This is a genomic window from Polynucleobacter paludilacus (assembly GCF_018687595.1).
Taxonomy (GTDB): domain Bacteria; phylum Pseudomonadota; class Gammaproteobacteria; order Burkholderiales; family Burkholderiaceae; genus Polynucleobacter; species Polynucleobacter paludilacus.
In genome coordinates this window covers 1,094,784-1,119,215 of sequence record NZ_CP061298.1, presented here as the reverse complement: position 1 = coordinate 1,119,215, position 24,432 = coordinate 1,094,784, and the positions used below count along the sequence as shown (strand labels likewise).

The 24,432-nt window shown below is 47.2% G+C and carries 26 protein-coding genes and 2 tRNA genes; 15 read left to right on the top strand and 13 right to left on the bottom strand.

Going from position 1 to position 24,432, the window contains the following annotated elements; all coding sequences use genetic code 11:
• Entirely contained in the window at positions 1–1,104 is a 1,104-nt protein-coding gene (wecB, locus tag AOC06_RS05935; protein ID WP_215379427.1) for a non-hydrolyzing UDP-N-acetylglucosamine 2-epimerase, read from the bottom strand.
• 128 nt (positions 1,105–1,232) lie between these two features.
• Positions 1,233–1,724 (bottom strand): hypothetical protein, encoded by a 492-nt coding sequence (locus AOC06_RS05930; RefSeq protein ID WP_215379424.1) that lies wholly within the window; start codon positions 1,722–1,724, stop codon positions 1,233–1,235.
• A 139-nt stretch (positions 1,725–1,863) separates the two neighbouring features.
• On the opposite strand from AOC06_RS05930, the gene AOC06_RS05925 reads away from it, so the two are divergent.
• From AOC06_RS05925 to AOC06_RS05910, 4 genes are all read left to right on the top strand, one after another.
• Entirely contained in the window at positions 1,864–3,084 is a 1,221-nt protein-coding gene (locus AOC06_RS05925) for an HD domain-containing phosphohydrolase (RefSeq protein WP_255879898.1), read from the top strand.
• Between the two features lie 3 nt (positions 3,085–3,087).
• On the top strand, positions 3,088–3,909 hold the full coding sequence (locus tag AOC06_RS05920; protein WP_215379422.1) for a GGDEF domain-containing protein: 822 nt from the start codon (positions 3,088–3,090) through the stop codon (positions 3,907–3,909).
• Between the two features lie 34 nt (positions 3,910–3,943).
• Complete coding sequence (locus AOC06_RS05915; RefSeq protein ID WP_215379419.1) at positions 3,944–5,269, top strand: ATP-dependent DNA helicase; 1,326 nt, start codon at positions 3,944–3,946, stop codon at positions 5,267–5,269.
• 90 nt (positions 5,270–5,359) lie between these two features.
• The gene (locus AOC06_RS05910; RefSeq protein WP_215379417.1) at positions 5,360–6,178 is read left to right on the top strand and encodes a hypothetical protein; all 819 of its coding nucleotides are present in this window, start codon (positions 5,360–5,362) and stop codon (positions 6,176–6,178) included.
• A gap of 21 nt (positions 6,179–6,199) precedes the next feature.
• Here AOC06_RS05910 and AOC06_RS05905 read toward each other — a convergent pair whose 3' ends face one another.
• On the bottom strand, positions 6,200–6,928 hold the full coding sequence (locus AOC06_RS05905; RefSeq protein ID WP_215379415.1) for an LrgB family protein: 729 nt from the start codon (positions 6,926–6,928) through the stop codon (positions 6,200–6,202).
• Positions 6,921–7,271 (bottom strand): CidA/LrgA family protein, encoded by a 351-nt coding sequence (locus tag AOC06_RS05900; RefSeq protein WP_112294444.1) that lies wholly within the window; start codon positions 7,269–7,271, stop codon positions 6,921–6,923. The genes AOC06_RS05905 and AOC06_RS05900 overlap by 8 nt, the downstream gene beginning before the upstream one ends.
• Before the next feature lie 154 nt (positions 7,272–7,425).
• On the opposite strand from AOC06_RS05900, the gene AOC06_RS05895 reads away from it, so the two are divergent.
• The 6 genes from AOC06_RS05895 to soxA are packed head-to-tail and all read left to right on the top strand — an operon-like array spanning position 7,426 to position 12,167.
• Complete coding sequence (locus tag AOC06_RS05895) at positions 7,426–7,875, top strand: (2Fe-2S)-binding protein (RefSeq protein WP_215272562.1); 450 nt, start codon at positions 7,426–7,428, stop codon at positions 7,873–7,875.
• A 10-nt stretch (positions 7,876–7,885) separates the two neighbouring features.
• Positions 7,886–10,105, top strand: a complete 2,220-nt coding sequence (locus tag AOC06_RS05890; RefSeq protein WP_215379413.1) for a xanthine dehydrogenase family protein molybdopterin-binding subunit — start codon at positions 7,886–7,888, stop codon at positions 10,103–10,105.
• Positions 10,106–10,134: 29 nt separating this feature from the next.
• Complete coding sequence (gene soxX, locus AOC06_RS05885) at positions 10,135–10,593, top strand: sulfur oxidation c-type cytochrome SoxX (protein ID WP_215379411.1); 459 nt, start codon at positions 10,135–10,137, stop codon at positions 10,591–10,593.
• A 4-nt stretch (positions 10,594–10,597) separates the two neighbouring features.
• The gene (locus AOC06_RS05880) at positions 10,598–11,074 is read left to right on the top strand and encodes a SoxY-related AACIE arm protein (protein WP_215379409.1); all 477 of its coding nucleotides are present in this window, start codon (positions 10,598–10,600) and stop codon (positions 11,072–11,074) included.
• Complete coding sequence (soxZ, locus tag AOC06_RS05875) at positions 11,071–11,400, top strand: thiosulfate oxidation carrier complex protein SoxZ (RefSeq protein ID WP_215271663.1); 330 nt, start codon at positions 11,071–11,073, stop codon at positions 11,398–11,400. Before AOC06_RS05880 ends, soxZ begins: the two co-directional genes overlap by 4 nt.
• Positions 11,397–12,167, top strand: a complete 771-nt coding sequence (gene soxA, locus AOC06_RS05870; protein WP_255879897.1) for a sulfur oxidation c-type cytochrome SoxA — start codon at positions 11,397–11,399, stop codon at positions 12,165–12,167. Before soxZ ends, soxA begins: the two co-directional genes overlap by 4 nt.
• Here the strand turns inward: soxA and purU are convergent.
• The 4 genes from purU to AOC06_RS05850 form a co-directional block, all read right to left on the bottom strand.
• Positions 12,164–13,018, bottom strand: coding sequence for a formyltetrahydrofolate deformylase (purU, locus tag AOC06_RS05865; RefSeq protein ID WP_215379407.1), 855 nt, complete (start codon positions 13,016–13,018; stop codon positions 12,164–12,166). The two genes, soxA and purU, sit on opposite strands and share 4 nt — an antisense overlap.
• A gap of 39 nt (positions 13,019–13,057) precedes the next feature.
• Positions 13,058–13,429, bottom strand: coding sequence for a hypothetical protein (locus tag AOC06_RS05860; RefSeq protein ID WP_215379405.1), 372 nt, complete (start codon positions 13,427–13,429; stop codon positions 13,058–13,060).
• The gene (locus AOC06_RS05855) at positions 13,410–13,814 is read right to left on the bottom strand and encodes a surface-adhesin E family protein (protein WP_215379403.1); all 405 of its coding nucleotides are present in this window, start codon (positions 13,812–13,814) and stop codon (positions 13,410–13,412) included. The genes AOC06_RS05860 and AOC06_RS05855 overlap by 20 nt, the downstream gene beginning before the upstream one ends.
• 66 nt (positions 13,815–13,880) lie before the next feature.
• Positions 13,881–16,340 (bottom strand): penicillin acylase family protein, encoded by a 2,460-nt coding sequence (locus AOC06_RS05850; protein WP_215379401.1) that lies wholly within the window; start codon positions 16,338–16,340, stop codon positions 13,881–13,883.
• 138 nt (positions 16,341–16,478) lie between these two features.
• Between AOC06_RS05850 and AOC06_RS05845 the strand changes: the two genes are divergently transcribed.
• Positions 16,479–16,567, top strand: a tRNA-Leu gene (locus AOC06_RS05845).
• A gap of 9 nt (positions 16,568–16,576) precedes the next feature.
• Complete coding sequence (locus AOC06_RS05840; RefSeq protein WP_215379399.1) at positions 16,577–17,065, top strand: hypothetical protein; 489 nt, start codon at positions 16,577–16,579, stop codon at positions 17,063–17,065.
• On the opposite strand, the gene AOC06_RS05835 is transcribed toward AOC06_RS05840, so the two are convergent.
• The 5 genes from AOC06_RS05835 to AOC06_RS05815 are packed head-to-tail and all read right to left on the bottom strand — an operon-like array spanning position 17,049 to position 21,255.
• Positions 17,049–17,462 (bottom strand): ExbD/TolR family protein, encoded by a 414-nt coding sequence (locus AOC06_RS05835; RefSeq protein ID WP_215379397.1) that lies wholly within the window; start codon positions 17,460–17,462, stop codon positions 17,049–17,051. The genes AOC06_RS05840 and AOC06_RS05835 overlap by 17 nt on opposite strands.
• 2 nt (positions 17,463–17,464) lie before the next feature.
• Entirely contained in the window at positions 17,465–18,157 is a 693-nt protein-coding gene (locus tag AOC06_RS05830; protein WP_215379395.1) for a MotA/TolQ/ExbB proton channel family protein, read from the bottom strand.
• 4 nt (positions 18,158–18,161) lie between these two features.
• Positions 18,162–18,881, bottom strand: a complete 720-nt coding sequence (locus AOC06_RS05825) for an energy transducer TonB (protein WP_215379393.1) — start codon at positions 18,879–18,881, stop codon at positions 18,162–18,164.
• Positions 18,881–19,705, bottom strand: coding sequence for a glutamate racemase (murI, locus tag AOC06_RS05820; RefSeq protein ID WP_215379390.1), 825 nt, complete (start codon positions 19,703–19,705; stop codon positions 18,881–18,883). The genes AOC06_RS05825 and murI overlap by 1 nt, the downstream gene beginning before the upstream one ends.
• Before the next feature lie 26 nt (positions 19,706–19,731).
• A complete protein-coding gene (locus AOC06_RS05815; RefSeq protein ID WP_215379388.1) occupies positions 19,732–21,255 on the bottom strand; it encodes a fumarate hydratase in 1,524 nt (507 codons plus the stop codon).
• A gap of 145 nt (positions 21,256–21,400) precedes the next feature.
• Here AOC06_RS05815 and acs point away from each other — a divergent pair, with 145 nt between their 5' ends.
• From acs to AOC06_RS05800, 3 genes are all read left to right on the top strand, one after another.
• The gene (gene acs / locus AOC06_RS05810; RefSeq protein WP_215379386.1) at positions 21,401–23,374 is read left to right on the top strand and encodes an acetate--CoA ligase; all 1,974 of its coding nucleotides are present in this window, start codon (positions 21,401–21,403) and stop codon (positions 23,372–23,374) included.
• Positions 23,375–23,421: 47 nt separating this feature from the next.
• Positions 23,422–23,512 (top strand) — tRNA-Ser (locus AOC06_RS05805).
• A gap of 173 nt (positions 23,513–23,685) precedes the next feature.
• Positions 23,686–24,267 (top strand): recombinase family protein, encoded by a 582-nt coding sequence (locus AOC06_RS05800; protein WP_215379384.1) that lies wholly within the window; start codon positions 23,686–23,688, stop codon positions 24,265–24,267.
• Positions 24,268–24,432: the final 165 nt, after the last annotated feature.

The window sequence follows — 24,432 nt, the reverse complement described above, 5'->3', positions numbered from 1 at the left end:
CTAGCTTACAGATCGGTTTTGAGATACGTGTTGACGAATCGTGTCTGCAATTCGTTCACTCGCCTTACCATCGCCAAAAGGATTTTGCTTAGCTTGCATTGAGCTATACAAATCAGTGTTATTCCACAGCATCTCGACTTCAGTGATGATGTTCGATTGATTAGTGCCAATAATTTTGGCACAGCCAGCATGAATTGCCTCTGGTCGCTCAGTCTCTTTTCTCAGAACTAGCACGGGGACGCCAAAGGTGGGGGCTTCCTCTTGAATACCACCAGAGTCAGTCAGAATGAGCCAAGAATTTACAATCGCTTGTTGCATCTCCAAATAATCCAAAGGGGCAACTAGGCGCACATTGGCCAACTCTCCGAGTATGGGGTAGACCTGGTCTTTGACCAAGGGATTGAGATGGACCGGAAATAGGAATTGCATTTCAGAATGCTGCCGGGCTAAATGGGCAATCGCACGACAGGCTTGCTCAATTTCATCGCCCCAATTTTCACGACGATGCATCGTGATTAATATTTGTTTCTGCTCTAGTGTCTGGGCTCGAATATGATGGTGCTCGATAATCCAATGTTGCGCATCGATCACCGTATTGCCAGTCAAAAATATGGCAGAGGGCTTAATATCTTCCCGAAGAAGTGCTGCTTCTGCTCCCGGGGTGGGGGCAAAGTTCAAGGTGGTAATTCTGGTGATCATCTGGCGCAAGCCCTCTTCGGGGAAGGGGCGGTCGAGGTTATAGGTCCGCAGACCTGCCTCAACGTGGGCCACTGGAATTCTTTGATAGAAAGCGGCAAGTGCCCCAACGAATGCGCTCTCGGTATCGCCTTGTACGATCACCATATCGCAATGCAATTCTTGAAGTGCTTTGTCGAGTTGTCTGCGCAGACCAATCGTGAAATCAGAAAGGTTTTCTCCCTCTCGAACCAAAGTGATGTCAGGGTTAATGTCGAAGCAAGCCAAGATCTTTTTTGACATCTCGTCATGTTGTCCTGTATGCAACCAAAGGACATCAGCCCAAGACTTTTTTTTTAAGCAATGGTAGACCGGAGCTAATTTAATAATTTCAGGGCGGGTGCCACAAACAATGAGAATCTTCGGCATATTGTGGCAAAAGGTATTGGACTAAGGGCATTACGGTATTAGCCCGTGATACCCTTTCGTAATTAATCAAAATAAACCATATAGAACAAAGACTTAAAGCATTATATAGTTAACCATTGGTGCTTAATTTAAATTTTGTTGCGGGCTGAACGAATACTTTCAAAAGTCGTGTTGGAAATTCTGACCGCCTCGGCTGCAGCCTCTGCAGCCCTCTTGGTAGCCTCTGCAGCTTCAGCAGAAGCTCGGATCGATGATTCTTCTGCTTGATGAGCGACTGCGGCAGCTGCTGCCGCTGCTGCCGCTGCTGCCGCTGCCGCTGCTTCAATCGCTGCCTGAGCTGATGCCGCCGCTGCATCTGCGGCTGCCTCAGCAGCGTCAATCACTTGCTTTGAAGCGGCTAGATTGGCAGCATCCGATGATTTTTTCGCGGCGATTAAAGCCTTTTCAGCAGCAATGGCAGCGCGCTTGGCAGCCTCTAAGGCGCTGTTAGTGAGGGTTTTTAGTGCGCCAACAGCCTCTGTATAACGTTGATTCACAACAATATACCCCTGACGTAGATTGCTTACCTCAGCTTCTAGGCTAAGTAATTTGGCATAAATTTTTTCAATTTCGCTAGTCATTTTTATTCTCGATTTATTGACCCTCTCAGTATCTAGCCTTTTTAATTGAACTTACAAGGCATTTACTCGTTCTAGATCAAATATATACCTTGAATTTAAATAAATATTAATAGCGCTTTTTTAGATTCATAATGAAGCAATGAGCAATTTAAAAGATATCGCACCCAGCCCAGCCCCGAGTGTTCCTATGCTCGATTTGCAGAAACAGCGGTGGGCTTTATCGGCTTTTGCGGAGGCTGCAGCGGCCTTGGCGAGGGCGGAGTCAACCAATTTATTGATTCAGGAAGTTTGCTCAGCGATTGCGGCGCAAGGACCGTATGTCTTGGCTTGGGTTGGCAAGGCGGAGGATGATGAAAACAAGACAGTCAAATTTTTAGGCGGTGCTGGTGAAGCTATTGCCTACACCAATGAAGTTCAAGTGAGCTGGTCAGATCAACAGGCAAGTGGTCTTGGTCCTGCGGGGGTGGTCATTCGAACTGGACAGTCTTGCATTATTGAAGATACACAAACAGATGACAATTTTTTAGCTTGGCGCAAACTCAGTGAAAATTTTGGCATCCGCTCTGCGATGGGCGCACCCATTCCCGATGGTGGCGATCATCCGTTCGGAGTCTTGTTGGTCTACTCAAAGATTCCCAGTGCTTTTGCTCCCACTGATGCCATTCTTTTTGAAAGTCTGGCAAAGGAAATTGGGTTTGGTCTCAGGGCGATTGAGCGTCAACATCAATTAGATGATCAGATTCATGAAAAAGAGCTGATTCAAGAGCGCCTTGCAACATCGCTGCGAGCGACTATTGAGGCGATGTCTAGGACGATGGAGTGGAGAGACCCCTACACTGCGGGCCATCAAAAAAGAGTTGCCGAAATTTCAATGGCGATTGCTCGTAAATTGCAATGGCCTGAAGAGCGGGTACAGGCTCTTTATATGGCGGCCATGGTTCATGATATTGGCAAGATGTCAGTGCCCTCCGAGATCTTGACTAAGCCATCCCGCTTAACCAGTATTGAGATGCAATTAGTCCAGGGGCATGTAGATTCGGGTTATCAAATCTTAAAAGATATTCCTTTCCCATGGCCGATTGCAGACATGGTCCGACAACATCATGAACGATTGGATGGAAGTGGCTACCCACAGGGTTTAAAGGGGGATCAGATTAGTCCTGAAGGGAGAATTCTTGCGGTGGCAGACACCATTGAAGCAATGTCCTCACATCGTCCCTATCGCCCAGGATTGGGCTTGGATGCCGCCATGAAGGAGATTCGCGCCGAAGCCGGTAGCAAATTAGATGCTTCTATTGTTGATGCTGCATTTGCGCTTGAGAGTGAGCAAGTTTTGCAAAAAATCCTTGAGGGTAAATAAATCATGATGATGGGTATTGGACTCTATCTATTAGCGTTCATTGCCCAATTCACGGCGGCTGGATGGTCAATTTACTTGCTGTTAAAGACCCAGTCTTACCGTAAAACTTTTGCATGTCTTTCTATTGCATACATTCTGATGCTTGGAAGACGCATAACCCCATTAATTGATTTCTCGAATGATGGGAATCTGAATTTAGTAGATGCGGTGCTTGCCGCAATGATTTCTACACTCATTTTGTTGGGCACTCTCTATATCAAGCACTTACTAAAGGATTTAGAGAATGCTAATCTAACGCTTGCGCAAATTAATAAGACGGATTCTTTAACTGGCGCACTCAGTCGTCCAGAGACCTTTTCAAGGACCTTATTGGAAGTTGAAAGAAGCTTTCGAACTAAACATAAATTAGCCTTTTTGATGATTGATATTGATCACTTCAAGCTGGTTAATGACACCTATGGTCACTGGGTTGGTGATACCGTACTGCTTAATCTTGCAAGATGTTGTCAAGAAGAATTAAGGGCGATTGATATTTTTGGGCGAGTAGGAGGTGAAGAATTTTTGGTAGTGCTTCCTGATACCGACCAAGTTCAAGCTTTCGAAGTTGCAGAACGCCTTCGCAAGCATGCTACAAAAGAGATACTCGCTGATGTTGCTGGCGCTGAAGTTCACATCACAATTAGTATTGGTATTGCCGTATTTAATCCCTCAGATCGGCATGATGGATTGGCTGCAAATGTCTTAAGTCGATCTTATCAAGATTGCGATCAAGCCATGTATCAGGCTAAAACAGCAGGCAGAAATCAGTGCGTGGTTTCGAAATAGCTTCTAGTCTTGCCCGAGCATGAAACAATAGGGCATGTCCTTACATAGCACCCCTGATTCATCCGATATTGAGATCACCCCTGATTACCAGGCTGTGATAGACGCTATAGAGCGGCAAGACCCTTATATCTTTGTCAGCGGTAAAGCGGGAACTGGCAAGACTACCTTGATTTCTTATCTCAGAGAGCATATCCCCGGCAATGTTGTCGTGGTTGCCCCAACGGGTGTGGCTGCGCTACAGGTCAAGGGTGTCACGATTCATTCTTTCTTCAGATTGCCACCACGTCTCATCTTTCCTGAAGAAGACATCAAGCCACTGCGCGATAAACGACTCTATAAAGATATTCGTTTGCTCATCATTGATGAGATCTCCATGGTGCGCGCTGATGTGGTCGATGCGATGGATCTTTTCTTACGAGAAAACGGCCCCCACAAAGGCAAACCGTTTGGTGGCATTCAAGTCCTATTCGTAGGCGACTTATTTCAATTACCGCCAGTAGTCTCTAGTAGCGATATGGAAGTGCTTTCCCAGCGCGGTTACGAAGGACCTTATTTTTTCTATGCCATGGCCCTGCATCGTAAAGATGTCACCATGATTGAGCTGAGCAAGATCTTTCGGCAAAAAGATGAACGCTTTGCAGAGTTACTCAATCGCATTCGGATTAATCAAAACATTGATGAAGCCTTGGATATTCTCAATCACGAGTGCTTCACTAATGCTAAAGAGATTGACGATCAAACGATTACGCTCACCACCACCAATGCGCGAGCAGATCAAATTAATGGCGCAGGACTCAGAGCGCTAGAAACAGAAGTCAAAACCTATTCGAGTAAATCAACTGGCAAGTTCAGCGTCGATGAGCGTAATCTGCCCTCAGCAGCAAACTTAGTACTCAAGGTTGGTGCTCGAGTGATGTTCACTGCTACCGATCCCAATTTCCCGAAGCGCTGGGTGAACGGCACTGTTGGTGTGGTACGCGAGCTGTTACCCGATAAAGTGAAGGTGCTGGTGCAGAAGGGTCCCTACAGCAATACAGTTGAAGTCACGACCCATCAATGGGAATCTTATCGCTACGAGCACGACATGATGTCAGGAAAGATCTCACCTCAAATCATTGGCACCTATGAACAAATTCCGCTCATGCTAGCTTGGGCGGTGACGATTCATAAAAGCCAAGGCAAGACTCTGGATAGGGTCAAAGTCGATTTATCTTCAGGTGCTTTTGCCTCAGGCCAAGTTTATGTAGCACTAAGTCGGTGCAGATCAATTGAAGGTATCACGTTGCAAAGACCCATCCAGCCAAAAGATGTCAGCTGTGATGCAGAAATCAAACGCTTTTATCTCAATTGCTTAAATTAAAGAGTCTCTAGTCACAAATGATGTAACCGCGAGATACATTTATCTTTGATCCATTTTAAGTAGTCATAATCCCAACCCTATCTCTCCACTATGAAACTCCACATTCAATCTCTTTTAGTTACATCCTTGGTGCTTGGTTTGATCTCAGCAGGTCAAGCTCAAACTGTCAATCCGATGCCGACCGTGAATGACAACTGGCGTTTTGCAGGAACCATTTCTGGATGGGTGCCTGCATCTTGGGTAACAACAACTGCTGGTAAATACTCGGCTACTTCTGATACATCCATGAACCAAAATCTGAACAATACGGGTTCAGTAGGGATGTTTACTTTAGAGGCGCACAAAGGAAACTGGGGTTTAATGGGCGACTTAGTCTATTGGCAATTTTCTGGAAGTGGCGGAGCTACTTATTACACACGTCGTCCTGGGGACGGTAGCTTGTATGGTGGTTATAACGCTCAGCAGACGCAAACCATGCTTACGATGGCTGGAACATATGCAGCATTCAGTACGCCTAGCGTCTACTTAGATGGATTATTGGGTGCCAGATATATTTCCAGCACAACGACCGTAACTTCAAACTTCATTGTGGATAGTGCTGGCGGAAGAACTGCTACCGCGACGAACTATCCTTCTTATACTAATCAGACAACTGATCCTGTCATTGGTTTCAAAGGTCGCGCCAGAATCATGGATAGCTCCTGGTTTATTCCTTACTACGCTGATGCTGGTAAAGGCCCCGGTTCAAACAACGGTACCTGGCAAACCTTAATTGGTGTTGGGGATGCCTTCTCTTGGGGCGACATTACCTTGGCTTATCGCGCGATGGGCTTTCATTTGAAAGCGACGAACGGTAATACCAATTACACCAATGCGGGTCCACAACTTTCTGCCACGATTAATTTCTAAGAGAAATACTGGTATTTGAATTTACCGATTGAGTAGGTGATACAGAACCGGTATAGCTATTGCACTGATCACGCCATTCATGCCCATCGCTAGGCTGGCATAAGTTCCTGCTTCTGGATGAATGCTAAAGGCGCGCGAGGTGCCAATACCGTGGGCGCCAATGCCAATCGCAAAGCCTCTTTGCCACCAGGCTTTCATGCCCAAGGTATTGAGCACAAAGGGTGCCAAGATGGCCCCCAGAATTCCGGTAGCAACTGCGAAGATCGCCGTTAAGGTTGGTGATACGCCTATCCGTTCAGCAATTCCCATTGCAATTGGTGCAGTGACCGACTTAGAGTACATCGCCCCCGTGATCTCTGATCCAGCTCCGAGTAGCTTTGCAATCCCAACACCGCTGATGATGGAGACCAGTCCGCCGGTTACCAAAGAGGCAATCAGTGGCAGGGACCTTCCCTTGAGACTATGAAGCCCTCGGTAAATCGGTATTGCTAAAGACACGGTTGCTGACCCTAGTAAGAAGTGAATAAATTGGGCGCCCTCAAAGTAACTTGAGTAGGGCATATCGATTGCCTGAATCACGCAGCACACTAAGAGAATGGCAATTGCTACGGGATTGGCTAAAGGATTATTTTTGAAGTGGTGATAAATCCATAGGCCAATTTGATAGGCGGTCAAGGTGATGAATAAAGCAAAGAGGGGGCTACCTGAGAGGTAGACCCAAATCTCGACGATGGAGTGTTTCTCAGTCATGGGATGATTTCTCTAAACTCAGAAAGCGAACCACAATAGCCGCAGAGGCAATCGTCAGAATCACGCTACCCACCAAAGCGCAAATAATCGCCAATGCATTTGCCTTCAATTGAGGCAAAAATAGGACTACTCCAACTGCGGCTGGCACAAATAGGATGCCAAAATATTGACTAAAGCCATCGGCGACCATTGCTAAATCCGCATTAATTCCCTTGCGCAAGACCAGCCAAAGGATGAGTAAAACGAGACCAATCACCGGCCCAGGCAGAGTGGGTAAGGCGAACTGTGAAATCAGCTCACCGATACCTTGAAATAGCAGAATTTGTACTAGACCCCAGATCATGATGAGATCTTACAGGTCGATGATTGTTGCACCGCAATATCATATTTATTGTTTAAGATAAGACCACTTAAAGTAGGGCTTCTATATAGTTCTGCGAAAAGCACTTTCAGAAAAACAGAGTATTCAATTAGGGTCAATCCACAGGAGATAACGAATGGCTAATTTAAATATCAACGGCAAAAAATATGCGGTGGATGTCGATCCAGATACCCCCTTGCTATGGGTCATTCGTGAACAAGTGGGTTTGACCGGTACTAAATACGGTTGCGGTATCGGTGCCTGCGGCGCTTGTACAGTTTTATTTGAAGGCCAGGCGATGCGCAGCTGCTCTTTACCGGTCTCTGCTGCTGAAGGCAAGAAGATCGAAACGATTGAGAGCTTGGAGAAGAGTGGCCAGCTTTCGAAGATTCAGAAAGCATGGGTAGAAAAGCAAGTTCCACAGTGTGGCTATTGCCAGTCCGGCATGGTGATGGCAACTACGGCATTACTGCGGAATAATCCTAAGCCAAGCGATGAAGAAATCAGCGCATCGGTATCCAATATTTGCCGTTGTGGCACTTTCCAACAAGTTCGTGATGCGATTCACGCTGTGATTAAAGCTTAAGGGGAAAACGATGACTATCAATACAACAAACCCTTCCCGTAGAAGTTTCATTGTCGGTTCAGCAGCCATTGCGACTGGCCTAGCTATTGGCTTTGATCTGAATTTCATGTCTTTAGCATCTGCTGCTGAAGGCTCTGGCATGACCTCCATGGCGCCACTCTCATCTCCAGAGATTGGAGTCTGGGTTGTAGTCAAGCCCAATGACGATGTCGTTGTTCGTGTGGTTCGCTCAGAAATGGGTCAGGGGACTATCACCGGCTTAGCGCAGATGGTTGCTGAAGAGTTGCAATGTGATTGGAGCAAAGTCAGCTACGAATATCCATCACCAAGCGAGAGTTTGCGTCGCAAACAAGCTTGGGGTAGCTTCTCTACTGGTGGTAGCCGTGGTATACGCACTTCTGAACAGTATGTTCGCAAGGGTGGTGCAGCAGCGCGCATGATGTTAGTTCAAGCAGCCGCAAATCAATGGGGTGTTCCCGCTTCTGAGTGCGTTGCTTTGAATGGTGTGATTACTCATACTCCATCTGGTCGGAAGACAACATTTGGTAAGGTCTCAGTAGCCGCTTCACAGCTCCCAGTTCCAGCGGATATTCCTTTAAAAGATCCGAAAGATTGGACCTTGATTGGCAAACCCGTCAATCGCATCGACGGTGTAGCCGATAAAGTGACCGGCCGCCAAGTTTATGCAATTGATTTAAAGATGCCTGGCATGTTGGTTGCCAACATCAGGCAATCGCCCGTCTTTGGTGGCAAGGTCAAAAGCTACGACGCTACTAAAGCGATGAGCATGAAAGGTGTCAAGAAGGTCGTTCCAGTAGGTGAGTCAGCTGTAGCAGTCGTAGCCGATACTTTCTGGCAGGCTAAAACAGCGATGGATACAGTGACGATTGTTTGGGACAACGGCGCCAATGCCAATGTCTCCAGCGCATCGATCAAAAAAATCTTCGAGGAAGGTTTAAATGCAAATGATGCCTTTGTACACAACAGCAATGGAGATGCTAAGTCTGCTATTGCTGGTGCCAGCAAAGTGATTCAGGCAACGTACTCTTATCCATTCTTAAACCACGCAACCCTAGAGCCGATGAATGCCACTGCGAAGTGGACGCCTGAGCTTTGTGAAGCATGGGTTCCAACCCAGGATGGCGAAGCCTCCTTGGCGGCGGTGATTGCGGCATCTGGCCTTCCTGCTGAAAAATGCGAAGTCTATAAGGTCAATATTGGTGGCGGCTTTGGTCGTCGTGGCGCGTTCCAGGACTATGCTGTTCAGGCGGTAACGATTGCCAAGCAGATGCCAGGTACGCCTATTAAATTGATCTGGACTCGTGAGGAGGATATGACCCAAGGTCGTTATCACCCTGCGACGATGGCCAAATTAACGGCAGCAATTGACGATAAAAAGAATGTCACTGCGCTCAATATCCGTATCTCAGGCCAGTCGATTCTGGCTGCAGTGCGTCCATTTATTTTGGAAGCCAACCAAGGCAAGGATCCAGCAGTATTCCAAGGCTACGACCCACAAGGTGAGCATGGCTTTGGCTATAGCTTCGATAATTTAAATGTGGATCACGCAATGCGCAATACCCATGTTCCGCCAGGCTTCTGGCGTGGTGTGAACGTCAATCAGAACGCCATCTATATCGAAACTTTTATGGATGAGTTGGCTGAAGTAGTAGGTATGGATGCAGTTCAATTCCGCCTCAAGCATATGCAAAAGTATCCCCGCAATATGGCGGTACTCCAAGCAGCTGCAGACGGTATCGGCTGGACTAAACCTGCGGCGCCAGGTGTCTATCGCGGAATTGCCCAGATCAAAGCCTACGGTAGCTATGTTGCTGCCGCTTGCGAGATCTCTGTGAAAAACGGCAATGAAGTGAAGATTCATCGCATTGTGGCAGCAACTGATCCAAGCTATGCCGTGAATCCCGCTCAGATTGAGCGTCAAGTGGCTGGTTCATTTGTGTTTGGCTTATCTGCACTCTTTGAAGAAGAAATCACAATCGAGAATGGTGCTGTTGTTCAGAAGAACTTCGATACCTTTAATTCGATTCGTTTAGGGCAGATGCCTAAAGTAGAAACCATCTTGATTCAGGGTGGCGGAAGCGAGTGGGGTGGTGTAGGTGAACCTACGATTGCAGTTGCTGCACCAGCAGTATTAAATGCACTGTATCGTGCCACTGGCAAACGCTATCGGGATGTGCCTCTGAAAAATAGCGGTATTAAGTTGGTTTAATTCAGCTTAGCCATTTTTTAGAAGTTCGTATGAGAACAGGGCGTGTATTAGTAATCTATTTACTATTCACGCTCTTTTTCTTTAGTCATTCGAAGCTGGTATCTGCAGCCACGATTGTGAATGGCGCGATTAGCGAACCCCTTGCAAGTCAAGTAGGTGATCTCAGTCGAGGGCGCGTCATTGTATTAAGTCGACAAAGTGGCCTATGCATTTTGTGCCATAACGGCCCGTTTCCGGAGGAGCAATTTCAGGGAAATTTGGCTCCTGAGCTTGGGGCAAGTGTGGCCCACTATAGTGCAGCTCAACTGAGAGCTCGTCTAGTAAATCCTGCATATTTCAATCCCAGCACCATCATGCCTGCGTATTACCGAAGCGAGGGATTTACTCGAGTCGCACCAAAATATGCAGGTCAGACGATACTATCGGGACAAGAGATAGAAGACGTGATCGCCTTTTTACAAACTCTGAAAACTAAAGCCACTGAGTGAAAACATGAGAGCAATACAGACTAAACACAATTTAGGAAGGCGTGATTGGCTTACTCGAGCATTGCTGCTCGGTGTTTCCGTCTGCCTACAGCCCTTATTAGCCTTGGCTAAAAAGCCCGAAGCTTTAGAGGCAATTCAAAAGATTGTTGGTTCAAATACTTTAAATGAGGGCAAGGTCAAGCTCGTCCTTCCCCCGTTGGTAGAGAATGGCAATCTGGTTGTTCTCAAAGTGAGCGTCGATCACCCGATGACTGAGCAAAACTACGTGAAGGCGATTCATATCATTGCAGAGGGAAACCCATTGCCGAATGTGTTTAGTGCCTATCTAACGCCTCGCTCAGGTACCGCCAATATTACGACTCGAGTGCGCTTGGCAGAGTCACAAAAAGTCTGGGCAATTGCCCAGTTGAGTGATAACAGTTTTTGGCAAAGCTCTGTACAAACCATGGTGACCACTTCTGCTTGCACGGAGGAGCCATGAGTAAAACCTCCCGCACCGTCATCACCATGCCCGATAAAGCCAAGCGGGGTGAGATTATTGAAATTCGGGCAATTGCACAGCATGATATGGAGACCGGCTTTCGATACGACCAAACCGGTAAACGTATTCCGCGGGACATCATCAGAAATTTCACCTGCTCTTATGGCGGTGTCGAAGTATTTAAAGCCGATTTTTATCCAGGCGTTGGCGCCAACCCGATGGTGATCTTCACTACGATCGCTACTGAAAGCGGAACCCTTCAGTTCGAATGGACTGGTGATGATGGTTATGAAGCGCTGAATCAAGCTCAGATTACGGTTACGTGAGAATTATTCGCATCATTGTCTGTTGTATCGGGATTACTGGCGCCTACCTAGTGACTGCTGATGCGCAAACTCCAGCCAGACAATCAGGCTATCAATCGATGTCTGTAGAAAACAAAGCCTTACAGGATGATCCTAGCGCCAATCCTGCGTTCTTCTGGTTAATGGATGGTCAAACACTTTGGAAAGAATCCCTTGGGCTCAAGCAAAAGTCTTGCGCCTCATGTCACGGTGAATCTGCGCAATCCATGAAGGGAGTGGCAACCCACTACCCGAAGGTGATAAACGGAAAATTGCAAACCCTTGAGGGACAAATCAATCAATGTCGTACATTCAATCAAGGTCTTCCTCAGTTTGCATATGAGAGTAAAGAGCTCTTAGCGCTTACCGCTTTTGTAGCAAACCAATCAAAAGGTTTGCCCATAGATGTTCAGAAAACAGCAAATAATCAATCTGATCTGAAAAAAGGCCATGACTGGTTCTATCAACGCATGGGTCAGCTCAACCTCTCTTGCGCTCAGTGCCATGAAGAACGCGCTGGTTTGAAGCTAGGAGGCAGCATCATTCCACAAGCACATCCTACTGGGTATCCAATCTATCGCATTGAATGGCAAAGCTTGGGCTCATTAGAACGTCGTCTACGCAACTGTATGAGTGGGGTACGCGCTCAGCCTTTTGAATATGGCTCTACTGAGATGGCGCAGTTAGAGCTCTATTTAATGTGGCGCGCTAGAGGGATGCCTCTCGAGACGCCTGCAGTTCGGCCTTAGTCTGAAAAGACGACTGAAGTCGCTCCGTTATTCAAGACACGGTCATGCAAGTAATAACGGAGTGCGCGGGAGAGCACTGTGCGCTCCAGATCGCGACCCTTACGTACTAAATCATCTGGAGTATCGCCATGAGTGACTCGAGTGACGTCTTGCTCAATGATGGGGCCTTCATCTAAATCGCTAGTCACAAAGTGTGCAGTAGCACCAATCAGCTTAATGCCCCGCGCATGGGCTTGGTGATAGGGCTTAGCGCCTTTGAAGCTAGGTAAGAATGAGTGATGCACGTTAATGCAGCGACCTGTTAATTCTTTAGAAAGATGATCGGACAGAATTTGCATGTAGCGCGCCAGAATCACCATATCGACTTTTTCTTTGGCAATGATGTCGAGTAGTTTGCTCTCTTGCTCAGGCTTGTTTTCTGGAGTGACGGGCAGGTGATAAAAGGGAATATCAAAGAAATCAATACTGGAATACACCTCGCGCGGATGATTAGAAACAATGCCACAAATAATCATGGGTAGTTCACCAATGCGCCAGCGATAAAGCAGATCAACTAGGCAGTGATCTAGTTTGGAGGCCATGATTAAGACGCGCTTGAGATCTTTAACGGCACGCAAGTTCCAGGTCAGCTCGAAGCGCTTGGCAATCTCAACAAAACCAGATCTCAAAGTAGCCGCATCTACGGGGCAACTAAAACTCACGCGCATGAAGAAACGCTTGGAGGCCTTGTCATCAAATTGCTGCGCTTCTTCAATATCACCACCAGCTTGAAAGATATAGGTAGAAACAGCGGCAACGATGCCGGGTTTATTGGGGCAGGTGAGGGTGAGGTAGTAGTTTTCAGATGTCATAAGATGATTTTAGACCTAGGTAAGTAATTTGGGCGGGGCTTATTGAGAATTTGCGCTGGAGGTAGTGTCTGCTGGCCCCAAGTAAGGCTCGCTTTTGTCAGTAATTGGTGGAAATTCTTTATCAATGCAAATGGGCTTTGAGTCCACCACATTGAAAAAATTACACTCCTTTTTAGTTGCTGCAGAGGCAGCATGCTCTAGTGGCGACTTGCCAGTAGCCACTGAGGTTGCCGCACTGGCGGTTGTTACTGGGTAAGCTGCCGCTGTCGCAGTGACGGTGCTTCCCGCAGAGCTACCAATCGCTGCAAGTGGCGCAGCGCAGCCATTGAGTAGCAAGATACACAGCAAAGGAGCCCATAGTCTGTTGACCAGGACTTGAATGAAGCGGCTATTACTTGCTGCGGCAGGCAACGTTAAACACTCCAGCTTGCCAGGAGTTTTGAGGAACAGCCTCGTAAGGACTGTCAGGAGTAGGGTTGGTAGAGACCAGTTTGCCGCCACCATTCTTACCACTGAATTCTTTGAACTCAATTGGTCGATAAGTTGCGTTGGAGCAATTGAATTCATTTAAGCCAATGATGGAATTCACAGGCGCTTTAGTCTGTTGATTTTCACCAGGTTTCTTGAAATTCAACATTGACATGATTTGGGCTTTATCACCATTTTGTTGGAGTGTCTCAACGTCTACTGAAACGCTCATGAGTTCGTTGTAACCCAGCTCTTGCCATGCTGCAAAAGCATTCATCATTGGGATCATTGAGAGAGCGACGATGGTGGTGAGGGACAGTTTTTTCATGGTAATTTCTATTATTCAAGAGTGACATGGCTATTCTAAACAGCCTAAATGACGTACTGCCAATTTTTAGCGGTGATTTAGTTCAAGCTGACGATCGATCTTCTCTGGTTTCATCTGCAAGGGTAGGTACTGCCCATTGGCCCAGAGCGCTTGCATATTCCGGTATCGCTGGCTTTGGACCCAGCCTGATTGGCCGGTCTGGTAAATGAACAGAGATTTTTCGAGGTCCGATAAATCATAAATGGCCCTTAGGCTAGGTGCCTGCTTAGTCTCATAGGGGTTGACCGCTTTCATCAGCTCAAGGCGACCTACATTAATGGTGTAGTTATCACCGGGAACTGGGACCTCAAGATCAAAGAATTTCGCTAGAAATGGTACTTGACTAAAAGGGCGATGCTCTGAGATTGCAATATGCGCCTTGCCATAGGTCCAATTTTGGGGATCATTACCAAATTGGTTGCTCAGTTGATCTAAGGCCTTATTAAAAGCAATATTGGCAGCGTCGGCGCAAGTTTCGACATTGGCTGTTTTTGAGTTATCACACCATGGGCTATCGGGATTTCTTAGTTGCACTAGTAGGGATTGTCTAAAGCTGCGTGGACCGTAGTATTCATCAAACAAAGTACCTAAGCGCCCAAAGAGTTGACGTGTGAGTTGATCTGCCCAGGCACTGAAGACGAGTGCTCCAACGCTGTCCTTTTTCATATCACCATCAAAATCCTTGCTGAGAGCCTGTGCTTTTGCAGCGAGTGGATGATTTGATTGAATCGATTTAAAGAGCCCCAGCATTGGCGTATTGCCCAAGGAAAGTGTGTCGCTCTGCATAGCTTTCATGCTGTCCATATTGTGAATGTCTTTGGCCTTAATCAGCTGAACAATCCGGTCATAGCGTGCTGGAAAATCCCAGTCTGCTGTCAGTGGATTGGGGTTGTTACTTGCAATAATCTCTTGGTTGGCTGTAGCAATCCAACCCTGCTCGGGATTGGTGCTGGCAGGCAATTGATCAAATGGAACATAGCCAGTCCAGTCATATTGCTTTTCCCAGCCAGGCGCTGGAGCAACACCATATAGACCTTGATTCAGAATTCTCTTGGGTGCCATGCCAGCAGCCTGGTAAGCGATATTGCCCTCAAGGTCTGCTAAGACGACGTTTTGCATCGGAGCGTAATTTTGGCGCAAGGCTTTTTTGAACTCATCCATACTGCTGGCACGATTCAATTCCAGCAGGCCGGCAACCGATTGATTTTCTTCATCAAGCGCAGTCCAGCGTAAGGCTATTGCAAACTTGTCGGTATTAATAATGTTCTTGAGTTTGGAGAAGCTATCCGAAATGACTGGACCGTGACGAGTCTCTTTGACTAAGAAGCGCACGGGCTCAGAATCTTTGACATCAATAATCTCTTGACGGACCTTAAAGGGGAGCTGCTTATCTGGGCCGTGATACATCACTGGATTTTTCGTATCAATCTGCTCGATATAGAGATCTTGTACATCGGGATTGGTATTGGTAAAACTCCACGCCAGTTTGTCAGTTCTACCCAGGATTACTGCAGGAATGCCTGGTAGTGTGCCGCCCATGACATTCAGTCCAGGCGCATCGAGATGAGCAAAGTACCAAACGGATGGCGCTGATAAGCCCAGGTGTGGGTCATTTGCTAATAAAGGTTTTCCGGTATCGGTATGTTTGCCGGCAATCGCCCAGTTATTTGAACCGATGCCTTCTTGACCCCCTGGAAAATATTCCATTGCCATCTTCATGGCAGGACTCATGGGGACTTTGCTTTGCTGATCCTGTTTCGCTTGCTTATAGATGCCCATGTCTTGATATAACTTAGCAAAGTCCATCTGAGTGACTTGCTCACCAGAATCATAGGGCGGCATGACATCCCAGATCTCTTTGGTGCTGAGATATTGTGAGAGCTCGAAGCGTTGTACTTCACGCTGCCAATTGCCTCCAAGATCTAAGCTCATCATGAGCATCCAGGCCAGACTATCGCTCGGAGTCCAGTAACCTGGTTTAGATCCAGTGAGAAAGTATTCAATGGGTAAAGCCCAGCCTAATTGCGCATTTCCGGTATTGACACCATCAGCATAGGCTTGCAAGAGACGTTTAGCCGCAACAGGGTATCGATCGAACTGTCTTTCGGCAGCATGTTTAATGCCCAGGGTTCTTAAAAATCGATCGATCGGAACGGTTTCGCTTCCTAGTATTTCAGAGAGGCGACCACTCGCAATGCGGCGATTCATTTCCATTTGCCAAGAGCGCTCAGTGGCATGTAAATAGCCAAGTGCAAATAGAGCATCTGCTGAGTTATTCGCTTTGATATGAGGAATGTCGGCCTGATCAAAGCTAATGACAACATCGTCGCCTAAACCCCTGAGGGTCCGTTTGCCAGAAACGTTAGACTGAGCTGAGACCAGATAAAAGACAATCGCAAAAGCAGCGATTGCTAGCAGGACTCCCACCGCCAAGAGCATGATTCTGATGATGGGGGCAATTTCCTTGAATTCTAAAAAACGCTTCATGTCGGTAGTTTAGTGGTTTTGAAACTCTGCTCCCTTGTAGAAAGCCCTCTAGACGGGGCTCTACAGGAGAAAACCCCTTCTGCATGCTAAAATTCGAAGGTCTTGATTTATTTAGCGCTGCAGTTTCTGCTAGTGCGAGCCCGAGTGGTGAAATCGGTAGACACAGCAGATTTAAAATCTGCCGACTCAAAAAAGTCGTGCCGGTTCGATTCCGGCCTCGGGCACCACCATTCGATATGAGTTTACAAAAGCGCACTCCTAACCTCGCAATGCAGTTGAGCTTGATTGGCCTGATGATGGGCTTTGGAATTGCCAACGCTGAAACCATTGCATTCACATGCGTTCGATCTGATGGGGCTTACTCTGAGGAATACGACCTCAAGATCGTTTCACCGAATCCTAAAAACCCCAAAGATAAAGCGAAGGTCTTCTTGGATGGTCGGGATTTGGATCAACGTGATGCGCAAGGCTATCAGGAGATCAAGAACGTTCAAATCACAAAAAGTGCTGTGTCATTTATGACGGACACTTTCTTTGAGCCAGAAATATTAGATGGTGTGAAGTATGCGTCCGGAACAGTAGTCGCTGTCACAAGCATCCAGCGAGATACTGGACAACTCAAAAAAGTGGAAACGGTTGCGGGTGGTATCTTGTCAAAAACCTTGGGCGAGGGCACTAAGGTCTACACCGAAAAGTGTCAAGCAGTGCTTAATCCGGTTCAGTAATAAAGCCCAACTTCGTTAAGCCGGCTCGCTTAGAAGCGGCTAAGACCTTAGCTACATAATCATATTGCACCGATTTATCTGCGCGCAGATTGATTTCCGGTTGCGGATTTTCTTGTGATGCTTTATCTGCATTCTCATTGTAGGTTTTGAGGCTTACTGGAGTGCTATTCCAATAGATTTGACCCTTTGCATCAATAGACACTTGCACTGACTCCGGCTTGACTTCATTGCGCGCACTACTGGCTTTAGGTAACTCTACTTTTACAGCTTGCTGAATGACGGGGAGGGTAATAATGAAAATGATCAAGAGCACCAACATGACGTCCACCATCGGCGTCATATTGATCTCCGACATGATGCTGTCTTCGTTTTGATCGTTTTGAATATTAAACGACATGCTTATTCTCCAGACTTCACGCGTGCGCCGGTCACAAAATACGCCAGCAGATCATTGCCAAAACGATTGAGATCGGCAATCAGTAATTTATTGGCGCGATTGATTGCGTTAAAGCTAAGAACGGCTGGAATTGCTACAGATAAGCCGAGGGCAGTCATGATGAGCGCTTCACCAATCGGTCCTGCAACTTGATCGATCTGTGCGCTACCAGAGCTGCTGATCGAAATCAGGGCGTGGTAGATGCCCCAAACAGTTCCAAACAAGCCCACAAAAGGAGCGATGGAGCCGGTTGACCCCAGAAAAGTTAAACCTTTCTGAAATTGTGCTGCCACACCATCAATGCTATTTTTAATACTCCGAGCCATCCACTCAGAGTAGTTCAGAGTTTGAAGTAACTCGCGATGATTGGTAGATTGGCTTTGATGATGGTTTGATGCTGATGAAGCTTCTTTAGCAATCTTGTAATACGGATTAAAGCTGTCATTGCTAAAGCTATGTAAACCATCTTCATAAGAAGTGGCACGCCAAAAGCGCTCTACCTCGGGCATGAGCTTGCGCAATTTACGAAGATCCCAGAGGTGATTGAAGAGGATGACCCAAGTAATGATTGAGCACGTCAACAGAATGATGCCAACAAAGCGAGTAGCGAAGTCACCTGTGATCCAAAGATTTGCGATGCCGAATGGAGTATGCATAAGATTAATTCTTGAGATTAAATTTAATTAAAAGGTTGGTAGAAATTTTGTTCGGTACACCATTGACTAAATACGGTTTGAAGCGATAGCGCTGACCAATTTCCATTGCTGCACGATCTAAGCGTGGAAAATTACTAGACCTCAACAAAGCCACATTCTCTACATTACCAGCTTGATCAATGATCAGTCTCACAACCACTGCACCTTGTTCTCCAGAGCGCTTCGAGAAGGATGGATAGTAAGCGTCAGCATCAGGCTCATAGATGACTTCAAGTTTACCAATGTCAGTTTGAATGGGAGTCCCGCCCGCACCTGCCGAAGAGGCGGGAGCAACAGCCGCATTGGGTGGGCTATTGCTAGGAGCCTGCTGACTGCTTTGAGGTGTAGGTGGTGAGCTTTGTTGCTGAGTCTCTGGGGGCTTGGGTGCTTTGCTGGATTTGTCCTGAGTCGTTTTTTCTTTGGGCTGTGGCTTGGGGGTTGGTGGCGTTGGTGGGGTGACTGGTTTAGGTGGTGGGGTCGCCGCTTTTGAGGCAGCAGGTGGTGCAGCTTCAGGCGAGGTCAAGCTAATCGCAACCCGCTCTTCATTTGGGGTATCTGCAGCAAAATGAAAATGAAGCAAACTGAGGAAGGGTAGGCAGTGCAACAAGAGCACGATCACAATAATAGTGCGCTCCGTTTTATTAAACGGCAGATAGGCATCGAGTCGATTGAGTAAAGATGCCATTAGGATTCCAGCACTGTTAAGCGAAAGGCACTCAGCGCATGACCCAGTAGGTCAGCATTGATCAGCTCTTGAGCCATTTGCAGTAGCTTGACTTCATCTTTACTACTAACAAAACAGACTGCTCCCAGAGCAGGTCTAGGGCTTTCATCTTCCTTCCCGGGATATCTTGTCTCTAACTGTCTTTTGAGCTGACGGACCACCGCTTCACTGGTATCAATGATTGTCATGGAGTCACCCAAGAGCTTGCGGATTGACTGTCTTAAAAAAGGGTAATGAGTACATCCCAAGACGAGGGTATCCGCTCCTGCTTCCTGGATCGGTAGCAAGTGGGTGGCTAACAGTTCTAGAGTTTCAGAATCATTTGCGGCACCTGCTTCAATCAAGGGTACCAATCCAGCACCGGCTTGTTTGATGATTCGACAGTGAGCAGGTAAGGTGGCAAGTAAGGCATTGAATTTATCGCTATTGAGGGTGGCCTCAGTTGCTAAGACTCCAACGACACTATTTTGGCTTTGCATCGCAGCAGGCTTGATACCAGGCTCAACTCCAATGATGGGAATCTCCCTGAGCTCGGCTCGAATCTGGGCAATTGCTTCAGCAGTAGCGGTATTGCAAGCTACTACTATGGCATCGCAACCTTGCTTTGCTAAATGATGACATAGAGTCAAGCTTCTTGCGCTAATCCACTCGCTGGATTTTTCACCATAAGGCGCGTTAGCAGAGTCCGCTAGGTAGATGTAGTCATGCTCGGGTAATTGATGAAGGGCTTCTTCCAAAATGGATAAGCCCCCTACACCAGAATCAAATACGCCGATGAGTGCCAAAGGATTGATCCAAAGAAGTTACAGGCTTAAGCAATCGTGACCGGAATATTACCGATCTTTGCTGACCACGCTTTAGGCCCTTCAATGTGCATTGATACGCCCTGAGAATCCACTGCAACAGTGACTGGCATATCTTTGACATCGAACTCATAAATCGCCTCCATGCCTAAATCCGCAAAGGCAAGCACGCGTGACTTCTGAATTGCTTTAGAGACGAGATAAGCTGCGCCACCAACTGCCATCAGATACGCGGACTGATGTTTCTTAATCGCTTCAATCGCAACTGGGCCACGCTCAGCTTTGCCGATCATGGCAATCAAGCCCGTTTTGGCCAGCATCATTTCCGTAAATTTATCCATGCGGGTGGAGGTGGTGGGACCTGCTGGGCCAACGACTTCATCGCGCACGGGATCCACAGGACCGACATAGTAGATCACACGATTCTTAAAGCTCACCGGTAACTCTTCACCCTTAGCGAGCATGTCCTGAATACGTTTATGGGCAGCATCGCGGCCTGTCAAGATTTTGCCGTTCAGCAATAGAGTGTCACCGGGCTTCCAAGCCGCAACTTCTTCAGGAGTGAGTGTGTCGAGATTGATGCGTTTAGATTTTTGAACATCGGGAGTCCAAGTCACATCCGGCCAGTCTGAAAGTGATGGTTTCTCAAATACTGCAGGCCCATCACCATGCAAGTGGAAATGAATGTGCCGTGTTGCCGCGCAGTTTGGAATCATTGCTACAGGTAATGAGGCAGCATGGGTTGGGTAATCCAAGATCTTCACATCAAGCACTGTTGCGAGACCGCCTAAACCTTGCGCACCAATACCCAATTTGTTGACCTTCTCGTACAGCTCCAGACGCAATTCATCAGCGCGGTTTTTTGGACCGCTAGCGATCAGCTCTTGAATATCAACAGGACCCATTAAGGATTCTTTGGCGAGCAGCATCGCCTTCTCAGGTGTGCCGCCGATACCAATTCCTAGGATTCCAGGAGGGCACCAACCGGCACCCATGGTGGGAACGGTTTTCAAAACCCAGTCGACAATCGAGTCGGAAGGGTTGAGCATTACCATCTTGGCTTTGTTCTCAGAGCCGCCCCCTTTGGCGGCACAAATGACTTCAACACCGTCGCCAGGCACGATCTCATAGTGGATGACTGCTGGGGTGTTGTCGCCTGTATTGCGACGTTTACCCGCAGGATCCTCTAGCACAGAAGCGCGCAACATATTGTCGGGATTAAGGTAAGCGCGGCGGACCCCCTCATTGACCATATCACTCACACTCATCTTGGCGTCTTCCCATTGCACGTTCATGCCAATTTTAAGAAAGACCACAGCGATGCCAGTGTCCTGGCACATCGGGCGATGACCTTCGGCGCACATGCGACTATTGGTCAAAATCTGAGCAATAGCATCTTTAGCAGCAGCACCTTGCTCCAGCCCATAAGCGCGACCCATGGCTTGAATAAAGTCTTTAGGGTGGTAGTAAGAAATGAATTGGAAGGCATCGGCGATGCTTTGAATGAGGTCGTTTTGTTTGATCTTGGTCATGGTTTTCTACCCAAATTTGTCATGTTTGCCATATTTTAAGGGTTTGCCATAGAGCAAATCCCCCGTTTTTTCACTTATCTTCTAGGGTCTAGAGGATACATCTCCCCAGTGGCTAATTAGAGTTAATTCATAGAGGGCAGTCAGCATGGAACCATTAATGCACGAAAACCGTGTTTTTCACCCACCCGAGGACTTTGTAAAGGATGCCGCCATTCCTGGAATGGAGGCCTATAACAAGTTATGCGCTGAGGCCGAGAAAGACTACGAAGGTTTTTGGGCGCGCTTAGCTAAAGAGAATATTTACTGGAAAAAACCCTTTACTAAGGTTTTAGACGAATCCCAGCCACCGTTCTATAAGTGGTTCGAAGATGGCCTAACCAATGCATCCTATAACTGCCTAGACGTCAATATTCAAAAAGGAAATGGCAGCAAGAAGGCCATTATTTTTGAAGCCGACGATGGAGTAGTTACCGAGGCCACCTATCAAGACTTGCTCGAACGCGTTTGTAAGATGGCCAATGCCTTGCGCAAGATGGGCATCAAGTCCGGCGATCGCGTCATTATTTATATGTCGATGTCGATTGAAGGCATTGTGGCGATGCAAGCCTGCGCTCGGATTGGTGCAACCCACTCGGTAGTCTTCGGCGGCTTCTCCGCCAAATCTTTACAAGAACGCATTGTTGACGTTGGCGCAGTTGCGGTGATTACTGCTGATGAACAGTTGCGAGGTGGTAAAGCACTGCCACTCAAGGTGATCGTAGACGAAGCATTGGCCCTAGGCGAGTGTGAAAAAGTCAAAAACGTGATTGTCTACAAACGCACTGGCGGCAATATTCCGATGACCGCTGGGCGCGACTCTTGGATGCACGATGTGGTCGCCAATGAGCCCACTACTTGTGAACCAGAGTGGGTGAGTGCAGAGCATCCTTTGTTTGTCCTCTACACCTCAGGCTCTACAGGTAAACCTAAGGGAGTGCAACACTCCACTGGCGGCTACTTATTGTGGGCGATTCTGACAATGAAGTGGACCTTTGACATTAAGCCTAGTGACATCTTCTGGTGTACGGCGGATATCGGTTGGGTTACTGGCCACTCTTACATTACCTATGGCCCATTAGCGGTAGGCTGCACTGAAATTGTGTTTGAGGGTGTGCCAACTTATCCGAATGCAGGCCGTTTCTGGGACATGATTGCGAAACACCAAGCAACGATTTTCTATACAGCACCGACGGCGATTCGTTCTTTAATCAAAGCCGCAAGCGGAGATGAATCTATTCATCCTAAGAACTACGATTTGTCTTCACTCCGTCTTTTAGGTTCAGTAGGCGAACCAATTAATCCTGAAGCGTGGATGTGGTACTACGAGCATGTTGGTGGATCACGTTGTCCGATTGCCGATACTTTCTGGCAAACCGAAACTGGCGGCCACATGATTTCTCCAATGCCTGGTGCAACACCGATGATTCCAGGTTCATGCACCTTGCCATTACCTGGCATCATGGCCGCGATTGTTGATGAAGCAGGTCACGACGTGCCTAATGGCAGTGGCGGTATCTTGGTAGTCAAACGCCCATGGCCTTCCATGATTCGTACGATTTGGAATGATGCTGATCGATTTGTAAAGTCTTACTTCCCGGAAGAGTTGGGCGGCACTTTATATCTTGCTGGTGACGGTGCGATCCGTAATAAAGAGACGGGCTACTTCACCATCACTGGTCGTATCGATGATGTCTTGAACGTTTCCGGACACCGCATGGGCACGATGGAAATCGAATCTTGCTTAGTGGCCAATCCATTGGTTGCTGAAGCGGCCGTAGTTGGCCGTCCTGATGATATGACTGGCGAAGCAATTTGTGCTTTCGTAGTTCTTAAGGGTGGCAGACCCACTGGCGATGAGGCCAAGAAGATTGCAACTGAGTTGCGCAATTGGGTTGGTAAAGAAATCGGTCCGATCGCAAAACCCAAAGATGTGCGCTTCGGTGATAACTTGCCTAAGACCCGTTCTGGCAAGATCATGCGCCGTCTCTTGCGAGTTATTGCTAAAGGGGAGGAGGTCACTCAAGACACTTCCACCCTTGAGAATCCAGCGATTTTGGACCAGCTCAAGCAGTCTTTATAAGCCTTTCTCAGACACACCCTTTCGGGAACCGTATAATCGTGGGTTCCGGAAGGGTGGATGAGCGGTTTAAGTCACACGCCTGGAAAGCGTGCGTAGGTTAATAGCCTACCGCGGGTTCGAATCCCGCCCCTTCCGCCAGTAGCATAAAGTCCTTATAAATCAATAGTTTATGAGGACTTTTTTTATTAAATCAACCCATGTTTTCAACCCATGTCTGAAGTTAGTTTGTTCTGACTAAGAACAAACTTGTAATCCCCTCCAGAACCTTTACCTTCCACCACTTCTAGAACGCATTTAGAAGGGGTTTGGAGATGAAAAAAGTCTGTCTGTATTGTCGAGTCTCAACTACACATCAAACGTCTGAGAATCAACTCAGGGAGCTTCGAGCAGTTGCTGAACGAATGGGTTACGAAATCGTCTCGGAGTTCATTGATAACGGCGTTTCGGGTGCCAAATCAAGAAAAGATCGACCTGCACTAGATGAAATGATGAAATTAGCTACTCAACGTAAGTTTGAGATGGTCATGTGTTGGTCAATCGATCGCTTAGGTAGGAGTCTTCAGCATCTGGTTGAAATACTAAATGAACTACAAGCAATGAAGATTGATCTATTTTTCATGCAGCAGGGAATGGATACGACAACGCCCAGCGGGCGCATGATCTTCTCGGTATTTGGGGCTATTGGGGAGTTTGAGCGAAATTTGATTCGTGAGAGGGTGATTGCAGGTCAACAAAGGGCAAAGGCATCTGGTGTTCTTATTGGGCGCCCAACCAAAATGAATGATGGAATGCGTTCAGCCATTAAAGCAATGCATGAAAGCGGAATGAGCATTCGTCAAATTGCAAAATCCTGCAAAGTGGGCATTGGGACTATTTATTCTGTAACTGGATAGTCAGCTTTTGGCTATAAGCAGCCGCGTTTAGCAGAGAATTGAAAATCCTTGTGTCGGTAGGGTCCGTGCCGGACACATAGTTTCCTATACCCCTATCTCAAGTATCGTTTGAGTTATTATATAAAAAAGATAACTTTTATAGATATGAATACAAAAATACTTATA